Annotated in this window: 20 protein-coding genes; 5 read left to right on the forward strand and 15 right to left on the reverse strand. The window is 65.0% G+C overall.

From position 1 onward, the window contains the following. The 6 genes from tolB to ruvB are packed head-to-tail and all read right to left on the reverse strand — an operon-like array spanning position 1 to position 4,856. On the reverse strand, positions 1–1,365 hold the full coding sequence (gene tolB / locus SSO01S_RS14920; RefSeq protein ID WP_066800527.1) for a Tol-Pal system beta propeller repeat protein TolB: 1,365 nt from the start codon (positions 1,363–1,365) through the stop codon (positions 1–3). An 8-nt stretch (positions 1,366–1,373) separates the two neighbouring features. Beyond that, complete coding sequence (tolA, locus tag SSO01S_RS14925; protein ID WP_066800339.1) at positions 1,374–2,186, reverse strand: cell envelope integrity protein TolA; 813 nt, start codon at positions 2,184–2,186, stop codon at positions 1,374–1,376. Beyond that, positions 2,186–2,644 carry a protein TolR gene (tolR, locus tag SSO01S_RS14930; RefSeq protein WP_066800341.1) on the reverse strand — a complete coding sequence of 153 codons (459 nt, stop codon included), beginning with the start codon at positions 2,642–2,644 and terminating at the stop codon, positions 2,186–2,188. The genes tolA and tolR overlap by 1 nt, the downstream gene beginning before the upstream one ends. Positions 2,645–2,648: 4 nt before the next feature. Continuing rightward, positions 2,649–3,308: a protein TolQ gene (tolQ, locus tag SSO01S_RS14935; RefSeq protein WP_066800528.1), complete on the reverse strand. Its 660-nt coding sequence runs from the start codon at positions 3,306–3,308 to the stop codon at positions 2,649–2,651. Positions 3,309–3,339: 31 nt separating this feature from the next. After that, positions 3,340–3,789, reverse strand: a complete 450-nt coding sequence (locus SSO01S_RS14940) for a YbgC/FadM family acyl-CoA thioesterase (RefSeq protein ID WP_066800344.1) — start codon at positions 3,787–3,789, stop codon at positions 3,340–3,342. Between the two features lie 44 nt (positions 3,790–3,833). Continuing rightward, positions 3,834–4,856 carry a Holliday junction branch migration DNA helicase RuvB gene (gene ruvB / locus SSO01S_RS14945; protein WP_066800356.1) on the reverse strand — a complete coding sequence of 341 codons (1,023 nt, stop codon included), beginning with the start codon at positions 4,854–4,856 and terminating at the stop codon, positions 3,834–3,836. A gap of 134 nt (positions 4,857–4,990) precedes the next feature. Between ruvB and SSO01S_RS14950 the strand changes: the two genes are divergently transcribed. Next, a complete protein-coding gene (locus SSO01S_RS14950) occupies positions 4,991–5,416 on the forward strand; it encodes a hypothetical protein (RefSeq protein WP_066800359.1) in 426 nt (141 codons plus the stop codon). A 2-nt stretch (positions 5,417–5,418) separates the two neighbouring features. On the opposite strand, the gene ruvA is transcribed toward SSO01S_RS14950, so the two are convergent. The 6 genes from ruvA to SSO01S_RS14980 all read right to left on the reverse strand — a co-directional run bounded on the left by ruvA (position 5,419) and on the right by SSO01S_RS14980 (position 9,019). Further along, positions 5,419–6,012, reverse strand: coding sequence for a Holliday junction branch migration protein RuvA (ruvA, locus tag SSO01S_RS14955; protein WP_066800362.1), 594 nt, complete (start codon positions 6,010–6,012; stop codon positions 5,419–5,421). A 48-nt stretch (positions 6,013–6,060) separates the two neighbouring features. Then, entirely contained in the window at positions 6,061–6,810 is a 750-nt protein-coding gene (locus SSO01S_RS14960; RefSeq protein ID WP_066800365.1) for a hypothetical protein, read from the reverse strand. 51 nt (positions 6,811–6,861) lie between these two features. Further along, positions 6,862–7,347, reverse strand: a complete 486-nt coding sequence (ruvC, locus tag SSO01S_RS14965; protein ID WP_066800367.1) for a crossover junction endodeoxyribonuclease RuvC — start codon at positions 7,345–7,347, stop codon at positions 6,862–6,864. 142 nt (positions 7,348–7,489) lie between these two features. Continuing rightward, complete coding sequence (locus tag SSO01S_RS14970) at positions 7,490–8,233, reverse strand: YebC/PmpR family DNA-binding transcriptional regulator (RefSeq protein WP_066800369.1); 744 nt, start codon at positions 8,231–8,233, stop codon at positions 7,490–7,492. Positions 8,234–8,257: 24 nt separating this feature from the next. After that, positions 8,258–8,497 carry a DUF2312 domain-containing protein gene (locus SSO01S_RS14975; protein WP_066800372.1) on the reverse strand — a complete coding sequence of 80 codons (240 nt, stop codon included), beginning with the start codon at positions 8,495–8,497 and terminating at the stop codon, positions 8,258–8,260. A 60-nt stretch (positions 8,498–8,557) separates the two neighbouring features. Continuing rightward, on the reverse strand, positions 8,558–9,019 hold the full coding sequence (locus SSO01S_RS14980; protein ID WP_245646813.1) for a DUF1244 domain-containing protein: 462 nt from the start codon (positions 9,017–9,019) through the stop codon (positions 8,558–8,560). Between SSO01S_RS14980 and pyk the strand changes: the two genes are divergently transcribed. After that, positions 9,006–10,475, forward strand: coding sequence for a pyruvate kinase (gene pyk, locus SSO01S_RS14985; RefSeq protein ID WP_066800375.1), 1,470 nt, complete (start codon positions 9,006–9,008; stop codon positions 10,473–10,475). The genes SSO01S_RS14980 and pyk overlap by 14 nt on opposite strands. A 66-nt stretch (positions 10,476–10,541) precedes the next feature. Here pyk and SSO01S_RS14990 read toward each other — a convergent pair whose 3' ends face one another. The 3 genes from SSO01S_RS14990 to ykgO form a co-directional block, all read right to left on the reverse strand. Further along, positions 10,542–10,772 (reverse strand): hypothetical protein, encoded by a 231-nt coding sequence (locus SSO01S_RS14990; RefSeq protein WP_066800378.1) that lies wholly within the window; start codon positions 10,770–10,772, stop codon positions 10,542–10,544. A 159-nt stretch (positions 10,773–10,931) separates the two neighbouring features. Then, complete coding sequence (locus tag SSO01S_RS14995; RefSeq protein ID WP_066800381.1) at positions 10,932–11,546, reverse strand: HAD family hydrolase; 615 nt, start codon at positions 11,544–11,546, stop codon at positions 10,932–10,934. 6 nt (positions 11,547–11,552) lie between these two features. Then, on the reverse strand, positions 11,553–11,678 hold the full coding sequence (ykgO, locus tag SSO01S_RS15000; protein ID WP_066482602.1) for a type B 50S ribosomal protein L36: 126 nt from the start codon (positions 11,676–11,678) through the stop codon (positions 11,553–11,555). Positions 11,679–11,836: 158 nt separating this feature from the next. On the opposite strand from ykgO, the gene SSO01S_RS15005 reads away from it, so the two are divergent. The 3 genes from SSO01S_RS15005 to SSO01S_RS15015 are packed head-to-tail and all read left to right on the forward strand — an operon-like array spanning position 11,837 to position 14,001. Further along, positions 11,837–12,430, forward strand: coding sequence for a hypothetical protein (locus SSO01S_RS15005; RefSeq protein WP_369404253.1), 594 nt, complete (start codon positions 11,837–11,839; stop codon positions 12,428–12,430). Next, positions 12,427–13,542, forward strand: a complete 1,116-nt coding sequence (locus tag SSO01S_RS15010; protein WP_066800386.1) for a M14 family metallopeptidase — start codon at positions 12,427–12,429, stop codon at positions 13,540–13,542. The genes SSO01S_RS15005 and SSO01S_RS15010 overlap by 4 nt, the downstream gene beginning before the upstream one ends. Further along, the gene (locus SSO01S_RS15015; RefSeq protein WP_066800389.1) at positions 13,543–14,001 is read left to right on the forward strand and encodes a GNAT family N-acetyltransferase; all 459 of its coding nucleotides are present in this window, start codon (positions 13,543–13,545) and stop codon (positions 13,999–14,001) included. It abuts the gene before it with no gap. Position 14,002 lies beyond the last annotated feature (1 nt).

The raw sequence follows: 14,002 nt of genomic DNA on the forward strand, positions 1-14,002 counted from the left end.
TTACGGGCGGATAGGTCCCCAACTGGGATCGGAACCGTCAAGCGGGGTTGAAATCTTGCGTGCATTGACGCCAGTCAGATCGACCGACCAGAGGTCCGGCCGGCCGGATCCCTGCGCCGAGCGGAAGAACATCAGCACGCGTCCGTTTGGCGACCAGGTGGGGCCTTCGTCGCCCCAGCTATTGGTCAGCAGCTTCTCGCCACCGCCGCTGGGCGACATCACGCCGATGCGAAAAGCACCGCCGCCAAAGCGGGTGAACGCTATCAGATCGCCGCGCGGGCTCCAGACCGGAGTAGCGTAGCGCCCCCCGCCGAAGCTGATCCGGCGCTGATTGCCGCCATCCGCATCCATCACGTAAAGCTGCTGAGTGCCGCCGCGATCGCTTTCGAAGACGATCTTCGAGCCGTCGGGCGAATAGCTGCCACCGGTATCGATGCCGGGTGCGTTGGTCAGGCGCTGCGGTGCGCCGCCGGCTGCGGGCACGCGATAGAGATCGGTATTCCCGGCCACCGACATCGAGAACAGGACGTAGCGCCCATCGGGAGAGAAACGTGGCGCGAAGGTGAGGCTCGCATTGTCGACAAGCGGCCGGGTGGTGCGCTGGCCGATATCGTAGATGCGGATCGAGGGCCGCTTATTCTCATAGCTCATGAACACGATCTGGTTCTGCTTCGGCGAAAGCCGGGGGGTCAGAACGATGGACTGGCCGTTGGTGAGGAACCGGTGGCTCGCGCCATCCTGATCCATGATCGCGATCTGCTTGCGGCGGCGATTCTTGGGACCCTGCTCGGCCACATAGACGAGCTGGCTGTCGAAATAGGGCCCTTCGCCGGTGAGCCGCGTATAGATTGCGTCGGCGCATTTGTGCGCGGCGCGGCGCCAGTCTGCGGGCGCAACGACAAAGCCTTCGCGGATCAGTTCGGCGCGCGAGGCGATGTCATAAAGGTAGCAGCCGACCGTGAGGCTGCCATTGGCGTTTGCCCGCACATACCCCTGGACCAGCGCCTGGGCACCGGTGGCTCCCCAATTGTCATAGGCCGGGGCGGTGACTTCGGAATATGCCACGGGGATCAGTCGATCCTGCGACAGTGGGGTGAACAGGCCCGAATTGCGCAGATCGTTGGTGATGATGTCCGCGAGCTGACGGCCAAGCACGTCGGTCGAGCCCGCTGCCGTGCTCGCCACCGCCGAGGTGGGCATTACGGGAATCGCGATCGGCATGGGCGCGGAGATGCCGCCCACCACGTCGATGACAGGGTCCTCCTCCGCGACCTGCGGCGGTGCCGTGATCGGCGGAGGAGTCTGGGCATATGCCGTCCCGCCAGCGAGGCTGAAGGCGAGGGCAAGGGTTCGAATAATTTTCATCAGCATCCTCATCCAGGCAATTTGTAGCGCAGGCGCACGGTCTTCCAACCACGGGGTACATCGTAGAGTTCTGCGGGCAGGCCGGTGATCGGCGAACAGCCCTTGAACACGGCCCGCGCGAGATCGCGGACACGTGGGACATAACGGCGATTGTCTTCGTCATCGCCATCCACGGCGGTGATCTGCGGGTCGGCCGCCAGCGAGCCATCCCGGTTGAGCTGGAGCGCGACCGTCACACGGATGCGCTCGGCACCCGGACCGGGCGTCACCTGCCGATTGGCGCAGGGCTGAACCTGACGGAGGATCGCAGCAGTGTAGCTCGCGACGTCCGCACCCGTCGCCGAGGCCGGCGGCTTGGTCGAGTTGCTCGTCGTCGGCTTGTTCCCCTGCCCCAGCTCCTTGGCGTAATCGGGCAGGCCGCCGCTCGGCTTGCGCGGCTGGTTCGATGGCGGGGCGGTCGTCTTGTTGGGCGCAGGCTTTTGCGGCGGCTGCGGTTTGGCGACCGGCGTGGGCACGGGCGCGGGCTTGGGAGGTGTCGGCTCAGACTTGGCGACGGGCTCGGGCTCGGGCTCCGGCTCGGGAGGCGCGGTGTCCGGTTCGACCGGCGCGTCGAGCGGAGAGAGCTTGGCCGCCATCTCTTCCTGGCTGATCTCAGGCGCAGTGGTCTCCAACCCGATATCGTCGGAAAGCGAGACTTCGATCGGCGCGGGCTCGATCTTTGGCGCATCGTCCTTTTCGAGAAATGCGGCGGACAGGAAGCCGAGCAGGGCCACATGGCCCAGCACGGCTACAGTCAGCCCGGTTCCCTCGAAACGGTCCATCAGGGGCGGCTGCCCGGGGTTGAGCTGCTCGCATTGGTGAGCAGCGACACGCGGTTGAGGCCGGCGGCATTGAGCTCGCCCATCACGCGCATGACCTTGCCATAAGCGAGCGCCTGATCAGCGCGGAGGAATATCTGGGCGGGCTTGCCATCGGGGCCGGGCGCACGCCCCGCAATTGCCTGAAGCTTGGAGGTGAGCGCGGAATCGCTGACTTCCTCATTGTCGATGAAGACCTTGCCGGTCTCATCGATCGCGATCTGCACCGGCTTCTGCTCCTGCTCGAGCGGCTTTGCGCGGCTCTCGGGCAGGTTCACCGGAACGCCTGCGGTGAGCAAGGGCGCGGTAACCATGAAGATGATCAGCAGCACCAGCATCACGTCGACAAGGGGCGTGACGTTGATATCCGCCATCGGCGAACGCCGTCCCCGGCCCTTGCCCGAAGGGAGGTGCATCGCCACCGCCTCAGGCCTCCATTTCCAGGCGGCGGCTGAGCGTCGCGTGGAAGCCGTCGGCGAAGCGGTTCAGCCGCTGCTCGACGCGGTTGATGCCGTGCGAATAGCGGTTGTACGCGATCAGCGCGGGGATGGCGGCGAACAGGCCGATCGCGGTGGCGAACAACGCCTCGGCGATGCCGGGCGCGACCACGGCGAGCGACGAACTCTGCTCCTTGGCGATATTGGTGAAGCTCCGCATGATCCCCCAGACCGTCCCGAACAGGCCGACGAACGGTGCGGACGATGCCACGGTGGCGAGGAAATTGAGGCGGTCCGCCAGGCGATCAATCTCCTGCGCGATCGTGGCTCCCATCGCGGTGCCAAGCCGCTCACGCGTGCCCTCGCGATCGATCGCCTTGCCTGCGGTCGAGCGCCGCCATTCGGTGACGCCGGCCGAAAAGACGCGGCTGATCGGCTGGTCGCGACCGGCGACGCGCCGGTGAAACTCGTCGATATCGTCGGCTTCGCGATATTCGGCTTCGAACTTGTCGATCGCCTTTTTGACACCGCCGATCTTGAAGCCGAAGCTCAGGATGATCGTCCAGGTCCACAGACTTGCGATCAGCAAGCCCGCCATCACGGCGCGCACCACCCAGTCCGCCTGGAGGAACAGGCCGACGGGGGACATGGTCGCGGGATCGGTGCTCAGGAACTCCACTTTATTCTTTCCCCTTCCAGATCAACGGTTCGAACGCGCCTGCCCAGGATGCGGGCTGGCGGCGCGGCCGTCCGTTCGGTGCGACGAATGCCGCCTCGACGTCTGCTTCCGTCAGTATGTCATTGTGACGCATGACTCGTTGATGAATATCCACTGAAGCGGCGCGAAGACGCACGAGGCGGCTTACCACGGTGAGTTCGTCGCCAAGCCGCGCCGGCGCGCGATAGCGGATCGCAAGATTGCTGATGGCATAGGCTCCCACCCCCGCTTCCTGCACCTGACGCTGATCGATCCCGGCAGCGAGCAGCATATCGGAGCGGGCGCGCTCCATGAACCGCAGATAATTGGCGTGATAAACCACCCCGGTCAGGTCGGTGTCCTCGAAATAGACACGCAGGACGAAATGATGCTCCTGGCCCAGGAAACGGCCGACGGGTGGCAAGGCGTCCATACCCAGGCCCTAACCCACGAGACTCGCGAGCGGAACCCCTGCGGTCAGTCGAACAGCCCTTCCTGCGCGGTGGACGGCGGCTCGATCCCGAGATGCTTCCAGGCCGCGGGATTGAGGCAGCGGCCCCGTGCGGTGCGCGCGATCATCCCGATCTGGATCAGATAGGGCTCGATGACCTCCTCGATCGTGTCGCGCGGTTCGCTCAGCCCCGCTGCGAGCGTCTCCACCCCAACCGGTCCGCCCTTATAGATATCGGCGATCATGCCGAGATAGCGGCGATCCATATTGTCGAGCCCCAGCTTGTCGACCTCCAGCCGGGTGAGCGCCGCGTCGGCCACCTGAGCATGCACCGTCTCCTCCCCCGCCACATTGGCGAAGTCGCGGACGCGTCGCAGCAGCCGCCCGGCGATGCGCGGCGTTCCGCGCGAACGCTTGGCGATCTCATGCGCGCCGTCTGCTGCGACATGGAGATCGAGCAGCGAGGCAGCCCGCGTCACGACGCGCTCCAGCTCGTCCACCGTATAGAATTGCAGGCGGACCGGGATGCCGAAACGATCGCGCAGCGGCTGGGTGAGCAGGCCCTGCCGCGTCGTGGCACCAACCAAGGTGAAGCGCGGCAGATCAATGCGCACACTCCTCGCGGACGGCCCCTCCCCAATCATCAGGTCGAGCGCACGATCCTCCATGGCGGGGTAGAGGACCTCCTCCACCGCGGGATTGAGCCGGTGAATCTCGTCGATGAACAGCACGTCGCCATCTTCGAGATTGGTAAGCAAGGCGGCCAGATCGCCTGGCTTGGCGATCACCGGCCCCGATGTGGCGCGGAAGCCCACCCCCATCTCACGCGCGACGATCTGCGCCAGCGTGGTCTTGCCGAGGCCGGGCGGCCCGAAGAACAGCACATGATCGAGCGCCTCGCCGCGCGAGCGGGCAGCCTGGACGAACACCCGCAGATTCTCGCGCGCAGCCTTTTGGCCGACAAACTCGTCGAGCGACCTGGGCCGCAGCGCGGCATCGACATCCTCGGGCTTGCGCCCGGGAGCGAGAATGCGATTGGCGTCAGTCATGTCCGCGCCCTAGCGGCCGAGCGCCCGCGCTGTCGAGCATACGCAAATCCCCTTACCCGCGCTAACCCGGATGCGGGTTCGCACGGATGGGAGGGGTAAACACCTGCATACCCTGCGCGCGGCAAACAGGGGCCATGAACACGGGCATCCTTTCGCAGCTTTATGAGCATCAGTCCGCTGTGAAAGTGGAGATAGCCGCGGCGCATGCGGTGCTTGCCGCCGATCCGGTCGACCCGCTGGATCTCGTTTCGAGGCGCTGGGCCCTGACCCGGCTGCTTACCGGCTATCAGGGGTTCAAGCACCAGCAGATTTTCGATCCGCTTGCGCGCCACGGCACGCCGGACGATGCCTATGCGGCGCGGCATATGAAGATTCAGTGCGTGGCCATGGGCGAGACCTTCCGCGCCTATCTCGCGCGCTGGACGGAGAGCGGGATCGAAGGCCGCGAGCATGAATATCGCCGGGAGGCCAAGGGCATGATGGCCCTGCTTGAGCGCCACATCCTTCACGAGCGACGCGGTATCGAGGCGCTGCTGGCGCCGGAGACCAAGGCGGCCTGATTTCATTTCGCCGCCTTGCGCAGCGCAAGGCGGACCAGCGCGTCAAGCGTCGCTGCGGCGCCCAGTTCGTCATTGGCCGCAGCAACCGCGCTCGATGCCTCCGCCGGCTTGAATCCGAGATTGAGCAGCGCCGAAACCGCGTCTGCGGCCGCGCCGTCCTTGGGCGCCGCCACACCAGCACCACCAAGCGCTACGCCGCCCGCCTTGTCCTTCAATTCGTTGACAATGCGCTGGGCCAGCTTCGGCCCCACCCCATTGGCCCGCGCGATCATCGCGCTGTCAGCCCGGGCAACGGCAGTCTGCACCTCCTCGGGGCTCAGGATCGAAAGGATCGCCAGCGCGACCTTCGCGCCGACGCCCTGAACCGAGGTCAGCAGGCGGAACCAATCCCGCTCGGCCGCCGAGGCAAAGCCCATCAGTCGCAAGGAATCCTCCGAAACGAGCATCTCGGTATGGATGGTCACGAGATTGTCGATCGGACCAAGCGCATCCAGCGTGCGCGCCGAAGCCCCAACCAGATAACCGACACCGTTCACGTCTATCACCGCGTGATCCACGCCGGTCGCGGCGAGCCTGCCTTTGAGATGCGCGATCATGCGACGGTACATAAGCGGAACAAGCCCGCCGGGCAAAGCGAAATCGGGTCAGTTCTGTGTCGCGCAGGCAGTGCTCCACGGATCGACGATCGGAACGCCGTTGGCCCGCCGGTTTTCCTCCAGGTTGAAATAGACCGCGGGCGCGCCGCTATTGTCCGCGCGCAACTCTCCCACCGCACCCGCATAGAAGCCCGAGGTGAGGCGGATGCGGTTGCCCGACACGGTATAGGCACCGCTCGCATTGCGCGTGCGATACGTGCCCCCCGCCAGCGTGAGCGACACCATCGACGACGGGCGGCTCTGATAGGTCGGCAGATCACCTGCGACATTGCCCCCGACCCGCTCACGATATGCGCACATTAGCTTGGCCGTGGGAACAATACCGGTTGCGGCGGGCTTCGCGGCAGCCTTGCCCCAGCGCAGCGTGCCGCTGAACTCACCGTTGAACGAACGGTCGCGATCGAAATAGCCGCTGATCGTCCCCGGACCGAAGCGGGTGGGGCTGCATTTGCCGCTCAGCTCGAAGCGGTTGCGGCCATTCTCGCCCTTCACGATGCAATTGCCATTCTCGTGAAAGGCGTTCTTGAGCGTGACCGACATCGGTTTGCCGCCGAGCACCATATCGAGCGTACCGGTAAATGCGCCGCCGCTCAGCGTGGCGCTGAGCTTCCACGTGCCGCTATTGCCGTCATGATCGTTGAGCACGCCTTCGCCGGTGACCGGGCCGGCATTGGGATTGAGCTGTGCCGCAGCGGGCGAGGCAAGAACGAACGTTGCAGCGGCAAGGATCAGGCGCATGAATCTCTCCCTTTGCGAGCAGGTTATGGTGCAAAGGTAAGACGTGCAAGATCAGCCCATCCGGCGCGCGCTGGCCAGATGGTGCGCGTGGCAGATCGCGACTGCCAGCGCGTCCGCCGCGTCGGGACCGTCGATCTTCACCCCGGGCAGCAGGCGGGAGACCATCGCATGGACCTGCGCCTTTTCAGCATTGCCGTTGCCGACCACCGATTTCTTGACGAGCCGCGCAGCATATTCGCCGACATCGAGCCCCGCGCGCGCAGCGGCACAGATGACGACGCCGCGCGCCTGTCCGAGCTTGAGCGTCGATTGCGGATTGGCGTTGACGAACACTTCCTCGCACGCCGCGGCCTGTGGATTGTGATCGGCGATCAGCGCGCCGAGCATCGCGTCCAGATGCGCGAGGCGGCGCGGGAGCGGCGCGGCGCTATCGGTCCTGAGCCTGCCATTCGCCAAGTGGCTCAGGCGATTGCCCTCGGCGCGGATCAACCCCCAGCCGGTGGTGCCAAGGCCGGGATCAAGACCGAGGAGAATCAAATTCCCTCTCCCGGCGGGAGAGGGAGGGAGCAGCATAGCTGCGGAAGGGTGAGGACGATGTGGCAAGGGTTGTCGCCCTCACCCTTCCCACTTGCTTCGCAAGCGGGCCCCTTCCCTCTCCCGTCAGGAGAGGGAGCAAGGTTCAACCCAATTTCTCCATCACCTCGTCGGATATCTCGTAATTGCCCCACACCGTCTGGACGTCGTCATCGTCGTCGAGCACGTCGAGCAGCTTGAGCAAGGTCGCGGCGTCGGCTTCATTGACTTCGACCATGGTCTGCGGCTTCCAGGCAAGCTTGGCGCTTTCCGCCTCGCCGAGCACCGGCTCAAGCGCCTTGGCGACTTCGTGGAGGTCGCCCACTGCGGTCCAGATCTCATGGCCGTCCTCGGACGAGGTGACGTCCTCGGCGCCCGCGTCCAGCGCAGCTTCGAAGACCTTGTCGGCGTCGCCGGCCTTGACGGGATAGGTGATCAGGCCGACCCGGTCGAAACCATGGCTGACCGAGCCGGGCGCGCCGAGATTGCCGCCATTCTTGCTCATGCCCGTGCGAACATTGGTGACCGTGCGGTTGCGATTGTCGGTGAGGGTTTCGATGATCAGCGAAACGCCGCCCGGGCCGAAGCCTTCATAGCGGATTTCCTCGTAATTCTCGCCATCCCCGCGGCTGGCCTTGTCGATCGCGCGGGCAATATTGTCCTTGGGCATGGACTGCGCCTTGGCGGCGTTGACCGCTGCGCGCAGACGCGGATTCATGTCGGGATCCGGCAAGCCCATCTTGGCCGCGACGGTGATTTCGCGGCTGAGCTTTGAGAACATGCCCGAGCGCTTCTTATCCTGCGCGCCCTTGCGGTGCATGATGTTCTTGAATTTGGAATGGCCTGCCATGGGTTCCCCTCTCGCCCGCGCTTCTTAGTGGAGCCCGAGCGCGTTGCGATAGGTTTCGAGCAACGCGTCCGCCTCGTCGCGGTGGTGCTTTTCCATCTTACGCAGCCGCACGATGGTGCGCATCGTCTTGACGTCGAAGCCGGTCGACTTGGCCTCGGCATAGACGTCCTTGATGTCGTCGGCGATGCCCTTCTTCTCTTCCTCGAGCCGTTCGATGCGCTCAATGAACAGGCGCAGTTGTTCGGCGGAAACAGAGTCGGACATTTTTGGCTCCTGATGGGATGAAGCGCGGGCGATAGAGAAGCCCGGCGCATGCCTCAAGCCCTATCGGTTCGGCGCGGTCATCGAGGGCGGATCGCTGGCCGGAAAGCTGTCGGCGAGCGCATTGTCCAGCGCTTCATCGTTCCTGCGCAGGCTCTCTTCCATGCGCGCGAGTTGCTCGGAAGTGGCATCTCCCTGATGCTTCGCCTTCCATTCGCTAAAGGGCATGCCGTAGATGATCCGACGCGCCTCTTCCTTCGAGAGGCGTCCATCGGCTTCGGCGACCCAATCCGCGAGGCAGTTCCGGCAGAAGCCGGCAAGGCCCATCAGATCTATATTCTCCGCGTCCTTGCGATGGCGCAGATGGCGGACGAGACGGCGAAACGCCTTCGCTGCGGTGGCATCGTCCAGCATGTCGAGATCGTCCATCTTCGTCTCCGGGTTGATCGGTTTGCATTTGGGGCTAGAGCCGGGCGCATACAACCGCCACAGATGGCCGAGGATGACAGCGATGACAAAGGCCATAAGCCCCCGCTCCCGGAAGGTGCGGATCCTTGCGACCCTCGGCCCGGCCAGTTCCACCCCCGAGATGATCGAGCGACTGTTCGACGCGGGTGCCGACGCGTTTCGCATCAATATGAGCCATGGCGACCAGCAATCGAAAGTCGCGGTGTTCGCGGCGATACGCGGGTTGGAAAAGAAGCTGGGGCGGCCATCGACGATCCTGGCCGATCTTCAGGGACCAAAGCTGCGCGTCGGCAAGTTCGCCGAGGGCAAGGTGATGTTGCAGGCGGGGCACGAATTCGTGCTCGACCGCGATTCCACACCCGGCGACGCTACGCGCGTCGAGCTTCCGCATCGCGAGATTTTCGAAGCGGCGCATCCCGACGCCCGGTTGCTGCTTGATGATGGCAAGCTGGTGCTGCGCGTGATCGGCGTGCAGCCGGACCGGCTAACCACCGTGATCGAAGTGGGCGGCTCGCTTTCGAACAATAAGGGCCTGAACGTTCCCGATATGGTGCTGCCGCTGGCGGCGCTGACCGAAAAGGACCGCAGCGACCTGGCCTTCGCCGTCGAGATGGGGGCCGACTGGATTGCGCTCAGCTTCGTCCAGCGGCCCGAAGACCTGATGGAGGCGCGGCGCCTGATCGGCGGCAGGGCGGCGCTGCTGGCTAAGATCGAGAAGCCGAGCGCAATCGCCCGCCTGGAGGAGATTGTCGAGCAGTGTGACGGCGTGATGGTTGCGCGCGGCGATCTGGGCGTCGAACTTCCGCCACAGACCGTCCCTCCTTTGCAGAAGCGCATCGTCGAGACCGCGCGGCGCATGGGCCGCCCGGTGATCGTCGCGACGCAGATGCTGGAGTCGATGATCGAATCGCCCTCGCCCACCCGCGCCGAAGTCTCCGACGTCGCCACCGCGGTCTATGACGGCGCGGACGCGATCATGCTCTCGGCGGAAAGCGCGGCGGGCAAATGGCCGATCGAATCGGTCGCGATGATGAACTCGATCGCGGATGCGGTGGAGCGCGACCCGACGCATGGCGATCGCGTGCATTTCACGATCACCCGCCCCGACCCCACAACCGCCGACGCGCTCTCCGAAGCCGCGAAGAACATCGCGGCGACGGTATCGGCATCGGCCATCCTGTGCTTCACCACCTCGGGCTCGACCGCGCGGCGGATCGCGCGCGAGCGGCCTTCGGTGCCGATCATGGTGCTCACCCCCAAGGTTGAGACGGCGCGGCGGCTGGGGCTGCTATGGGGCGTCCATGCCGTGCACACGCGCGACGTGGATTCGTTCGAGGAAATGGTCGCCAAGTCCAAGCGGATGGCGATGCGGCATCATATCGCGGCGGCGGGCGACCGGCTGATTCTGTGCGCGGGCGTGCCGTTCCGCACGCCGGGATCGACCAATGTGCTGCACGTGGTCACGCTCGTCGGGGACGAACTGAAGACCTATAAGGGCGATCAGGACGCCTGAAAACGAAACGGCGCCGGACGGGATACCCATCCGGCGCCGCTTTCAGATGGCCTATGGCCTGACGGCTTAGGGGCTGTCGGGCGACTGCCGCGCGATGACCACGGTGCCGACGATCACGCCAACGACCAGAACGCTCGCGAGAACGGGGGGGATCACCGGCACGGCGTCCGACTTGTTCTTCGACGCAGTCGCGGCGCGAAGCGAGAGCTTCGAAGCGTTGCCCGCCGAAGCGACGGCCGGCGCGGCAGCGAGAGCAAGGGTGGCAGCGCCGACAAGGGCGCCTCGAATGAGCTTCATCGAAAATCTCCAAGCAGATAAGGCATCAACGCCCAGCCAAACATCGGCACACCCCACCCTAAGACAGCGTTTTGTTACGGGAATACGAAATTCGCGCACGGGCGCTGCGAACCAAGCGGAATACGAAACGAGCGTTGCCGCAATGCAACATATTCGCACCTAGACCGGCAGGCCGAGCGCCCTGAGGTCGGTGCGGAGCAATTCTGCACCAGTGAAGCGAATCGCGTGAATCCCGAGTCGCGCCGCGCTTTCGACATTGGCCAGATTGTCATCGATGAAGACCGCCTGCGCCGGTTCGAGACCGAAGCGCGAGAGCGCGAGGCGATAGATCGCCGGATCGGGCTTGATCAGCTTCTCGTCACCCGAGACGACGATATCGCGGAACCGACCGAAGATCTGGGAATGCCCCGGCGCCCAGTCGCGCCAGAATTCGCTCGAGAAATTGGTGATGCCAAACAGCGGCACGCCGGCCGCATCGAGCTCGAAGACGATTTCGCGCATGCCGGGAATCGGATCGCCGAGTGTTTCGTTGAAGCGCGGCCCCCATGCGCGAATCAGCGAATCATGCTCGGGAAACTGCGCGATCAGCTCGGCCGACGTCTCAGCGAACGGTCGCCCTGCGTCGTGCTGAAAATGCCATTCATGGGTGACGACATCGCGCAGAAACGCGTCGAGCGCCCGATCGTCGTGGATCAGGCGCTCGTAAAGCCACCGCGGATTCCAGGGGAAAAGGACGTTGCCGACATCGAAAATGACGGCAGACGGGCCTTCCACCCCGAATTAGCCCTGGCGGGCTTTGAACCGGCGATTGGTCTTGTTGATGACGTAGATGCGCCCGCGACGACGAATCACGCGGTTGTCGCGGTGACGTCCCTTGAGCGACTTCAATGAATTCACGATCTTCATGACCGATTCGCTTCTCGAATATTGGTGTCTGGAAAAGAGGGGGTCGCCTAGAGGCCGGTGCCGCCCAAGTCAAGGCGCTGCGGGCGTGGAACCGACTCGGCGCGACTCTTGTTTGATGCAGCAGGAGCCGTTGCGCCCGCGAAACCATGGAGATCCCCGTGACCAAGCCCCTCACCCTCGCCCTGCTCGCTGGTGGCGCCCTGCTTGGCGGTTGCACCGCCACCACGCGCGGAGCCCCGATCGACGTGACGCGCTATCATCTGGGCCAGCCCATGACCGAGCGCACCACCGTGGCGATCGAACCGGCCGGGACCGATCCGGTGAGCCCTGAATATAATCTCTACGCCGATGCCGTCAGAATGGAACTGGAGCGGCTGGGCTATGTGAAGGGCGGTGTGGACATGGCCTCCGGCTATATCGCCGCCGTGGGCTTCCGGCGGACCGCCGCGGGGAGCTACCGTGAGGCCCCGCCCGTTTCGATCGGGCTTGGCGGCGGCAGCTATGGCGGGCGGCGCGGCGGCGTGGGGGTCGGCGGCGGGCTCTCGTTCGGAATCGGCGGCAAGACCCGCAACCTCTATGTCTCCGAACTGTCGGTCCAGCTGCGCCGCCGCAGCGACAACAGCACGATGTGGGAAGGACGCGCGATCACCCAAACCGCCGGAGACCAGCCAGCCGGGACTGCCGCGAGGCTCGCCAGCGCGTTGTTCAAGGGCTTCCCCGGCGAGTCAGGGGTGACTATCACCGTGAAATGAGCATCCAGATCAACGCCGCTTTCGACAGCGGCAATATCCGCGTCGTGAACATCGATGGCGATCGCGCCGATCTCGAGATCGTCACCGATCACCTTTCCGACTTCTTCCAATGGTTTCATTTCCGGGTGAGCGGCGCGGAGGGGCGCACGATCACCTTCCGCATCCTCAACGCCGGCGGATCGGCTTACCCCGATGGCTGGCCAGGCTATGGCGCGCGCGTGTCGAACGACCGCGAGTCATGGCGGCTGGCGGACACCCATTACGCCGATGGCGTGCTGAGCTTCGCCTACAGCTTCGACACCGACATCGCCTGGTTCGCCTATTTCGCGCCCTATTCGATGGAGCGGCATCACGATCTGGTCAGCCGCATCGCGCTGATGCCGGGCGTGACACACCGCGAGATCGGCCAGACACTCGATGGACAGCCGCTCGACGTGCTGACGATGGGCACCGGCCCCAAGCAGGTATGGCTCTATGCCCGCCAGCATCCCGGCGAGAGCATGGCGGAATGGTGGGCCGAAGGCGCGCTTGAATTCCTCACCTCGGGCAACGCCGCCGCGACCGCCCTGCGCGACAAGGCCACGTTCCACGTCGTGCCCAACATGAACCCGGACGGATCGCGCCGGGGGCATCTGCGAACCAACGCGGCGGGGGTGAACCTCAACCGCGAATGGCATGCGCCGTCGATGGAAAAGAGCCCTGAAGTCTATCTCGTGCGCGCCGCGATGGACGAGACCGGCTGCGCCTTCGCGATGGATGTGCATGGCGACGAGGCGATCCCCGCGAACTTCCTGGCGGGCTTCGAAGGCATCCCAAGCTGGACCGACGCGCATGGCGAGAAATTCTACGAATTCGGCCGCAGGCTCGCGGCGCGGACGCCCGATTTCCAGACCGAACTGGGCTATGCGAAGTCCGCGCCGGGCACCGCCAACCTTTCCATGTCGACCAACCAGCTGGCCGAGCGCTTCGGCGCGGTTTCCATGACGCTGGAGATGCCGTTCAAGGATCACGACGCCAATCCCGACCCGGAATCCGCATGGAGTCCGGAGCGGTCGAAGCGGCTGGCGCACGCCTGCCTGGAAACGCTCGCCGGCATGATCGACGAGATCTGAGTGGATATTCGCGAAGGCGGGCTGGACGACCCGCAAGTGATCGACCTGCTCCGGCTGCACGCACAGGGGATGCTCGCCAACTCACCGGCGGAGAGCTGTCATTTCCTCGATCTTTCGGGCCTGAAGACGCCGGACATCCGCTTCTGGTCAGCCTGGGATGGTGAGACGCTGGCCGGGATCGGCGCGCTCAAGCGGCTGGCGGGCGACGAAGGCGAGATCAAGTCGATGCGCACCGCGCCGGGCCTGCTGCGCAGTGGCACCGGTGCGGCGATCCTGTCGCATATCCTCGGTGCCGCGCGCGGCATGGGCCTGAAACGGCTGAGCCTTGAGACCGGCTCGGGCGAGGCGTTCGAGCCCGCGATCGCGCTCTACCGCAAGTTCGGCTTCAGCGATTGCGGCGCGTTTGGCGACTATCCGGCGGACGATCCGTCCAGCCGCTTCATGACGCGGGTGCTGTAAG

This window comes from Sphingomonas soli NBRC 100801 (assembly GCF_001591025.1).
Classification (GTDB): domain Bacteria; phylum Pseudomonadota; class Alphaproteobacteria; order Sphingomonadales; family Sphingomonadaceae; genus Sphingomonas; species Sphingomonas soli.

Bases quoted from the DNA above. Each gene is read 5' to 3' on its own strand.
- tolB (WP_066800527.1), bottom strand. From the start codon at position 1,365: ATGAAAATTATTCGAACCCTTGCCCTCGCCTTCAGCCTCGCTGGCGGG.
- tolA (WP_066800339.1), bottom strand. From the start codon at position 2,186: ATGGACCGTTTCGAGGGAACCGGGCTGACTGTAGCCGTGCTGGGCCAT.
- tolQ (WP_066800528.1), bottom strand. From the start codon at position 3,308: ATGTCCCCCGTCGGCCTGTTCCTCCAGGCGGACTGGGTGGTGCGCGCC.
- SSO01S_RS14940 (WP_066800344.1), bottom strand. From the start codon at position 3,789: ATGGACGCCTTGCCACCCGTCGGCCGTTTCCTGGGCCAGGAGCATCAT.
- ruvB (WP_066800356.1), bottom strand. From the start codon at position 4,856: ATGACTGACGCCAATCGCATTCTCGCTCCCGGGCGCAAGCCCGAGGAT.
- SSO01S_RS14950 (WP_066800359.1), top strand. From the start codon at position 4,991: ATGAACACGGGCATCCTTTCGCAGCTTTATGAGCATCAGTCCGCTGTG.
- ruvA (WP_066800362.1), bottom strand. From the start codon at position 6,012: ATGATCGCGCATCTCAAAGGCAGGCTCGCCGCGACCGGCGTGGATCAC.
- SSO01S_RS14960 (WP_066800365.1), bottom strand. From the start codon at position 6,810: ATGCGCCTGATCCTTGCCGCTGCAACGTTCGTTCTTGCCTCGCCCGCT.
- SSO01S_RS14970 (WP_066800369.1), bottom strand. From the start codon at position 8,233: ATGGCAGGCCATTCCAAATTCAAGAACATCATGCACCGCAAGGGCGCG.
- SSO01S_RS14975 (WP_066800372.1), bottom strand. From the start codon at position 8,497: ATGTCCGACTCTGTTTCCGCCGAACAACTGCGCCTGTTCATTGAGCGC.
- pyk (WP_066800375.1), top strand. From the start codon at position 9,006: ATGACAAAGGCCATAAGCCCCCGCTCCCGGAAGGTGCGGATCCTTGCG.
- SSO01S_RS14980 (WP_245646813.1), bottom strand. From the start codon at position 9,019: ATGGCCTTTGTCATCGCTGTCATCCTCGGCCATCTGTGGCGGTTGTAT.
- SSO01S_RS14990 (WP_066800378.1), bottom strand. From the start codon at position 10,772: ATGAAGCTCATTCGAGGCGCCCTTGTCGGCGCTGCCACCCTTGCTCTC.
- ykgO (WP_066482602.1), bottom strand. From the start codon at position 11,678: ATGAAGATCGTGAATTCATTGAAGTCGCTCAAGGGACGTCACCGCGAC.
- SSO01S_RS15010 (WP_066800386.1), top strand. From the start codon at position 12,427: ATGAGCATCCAGATCAACGCCGCTTTCGACAGCGGCAATATCCGCGTC.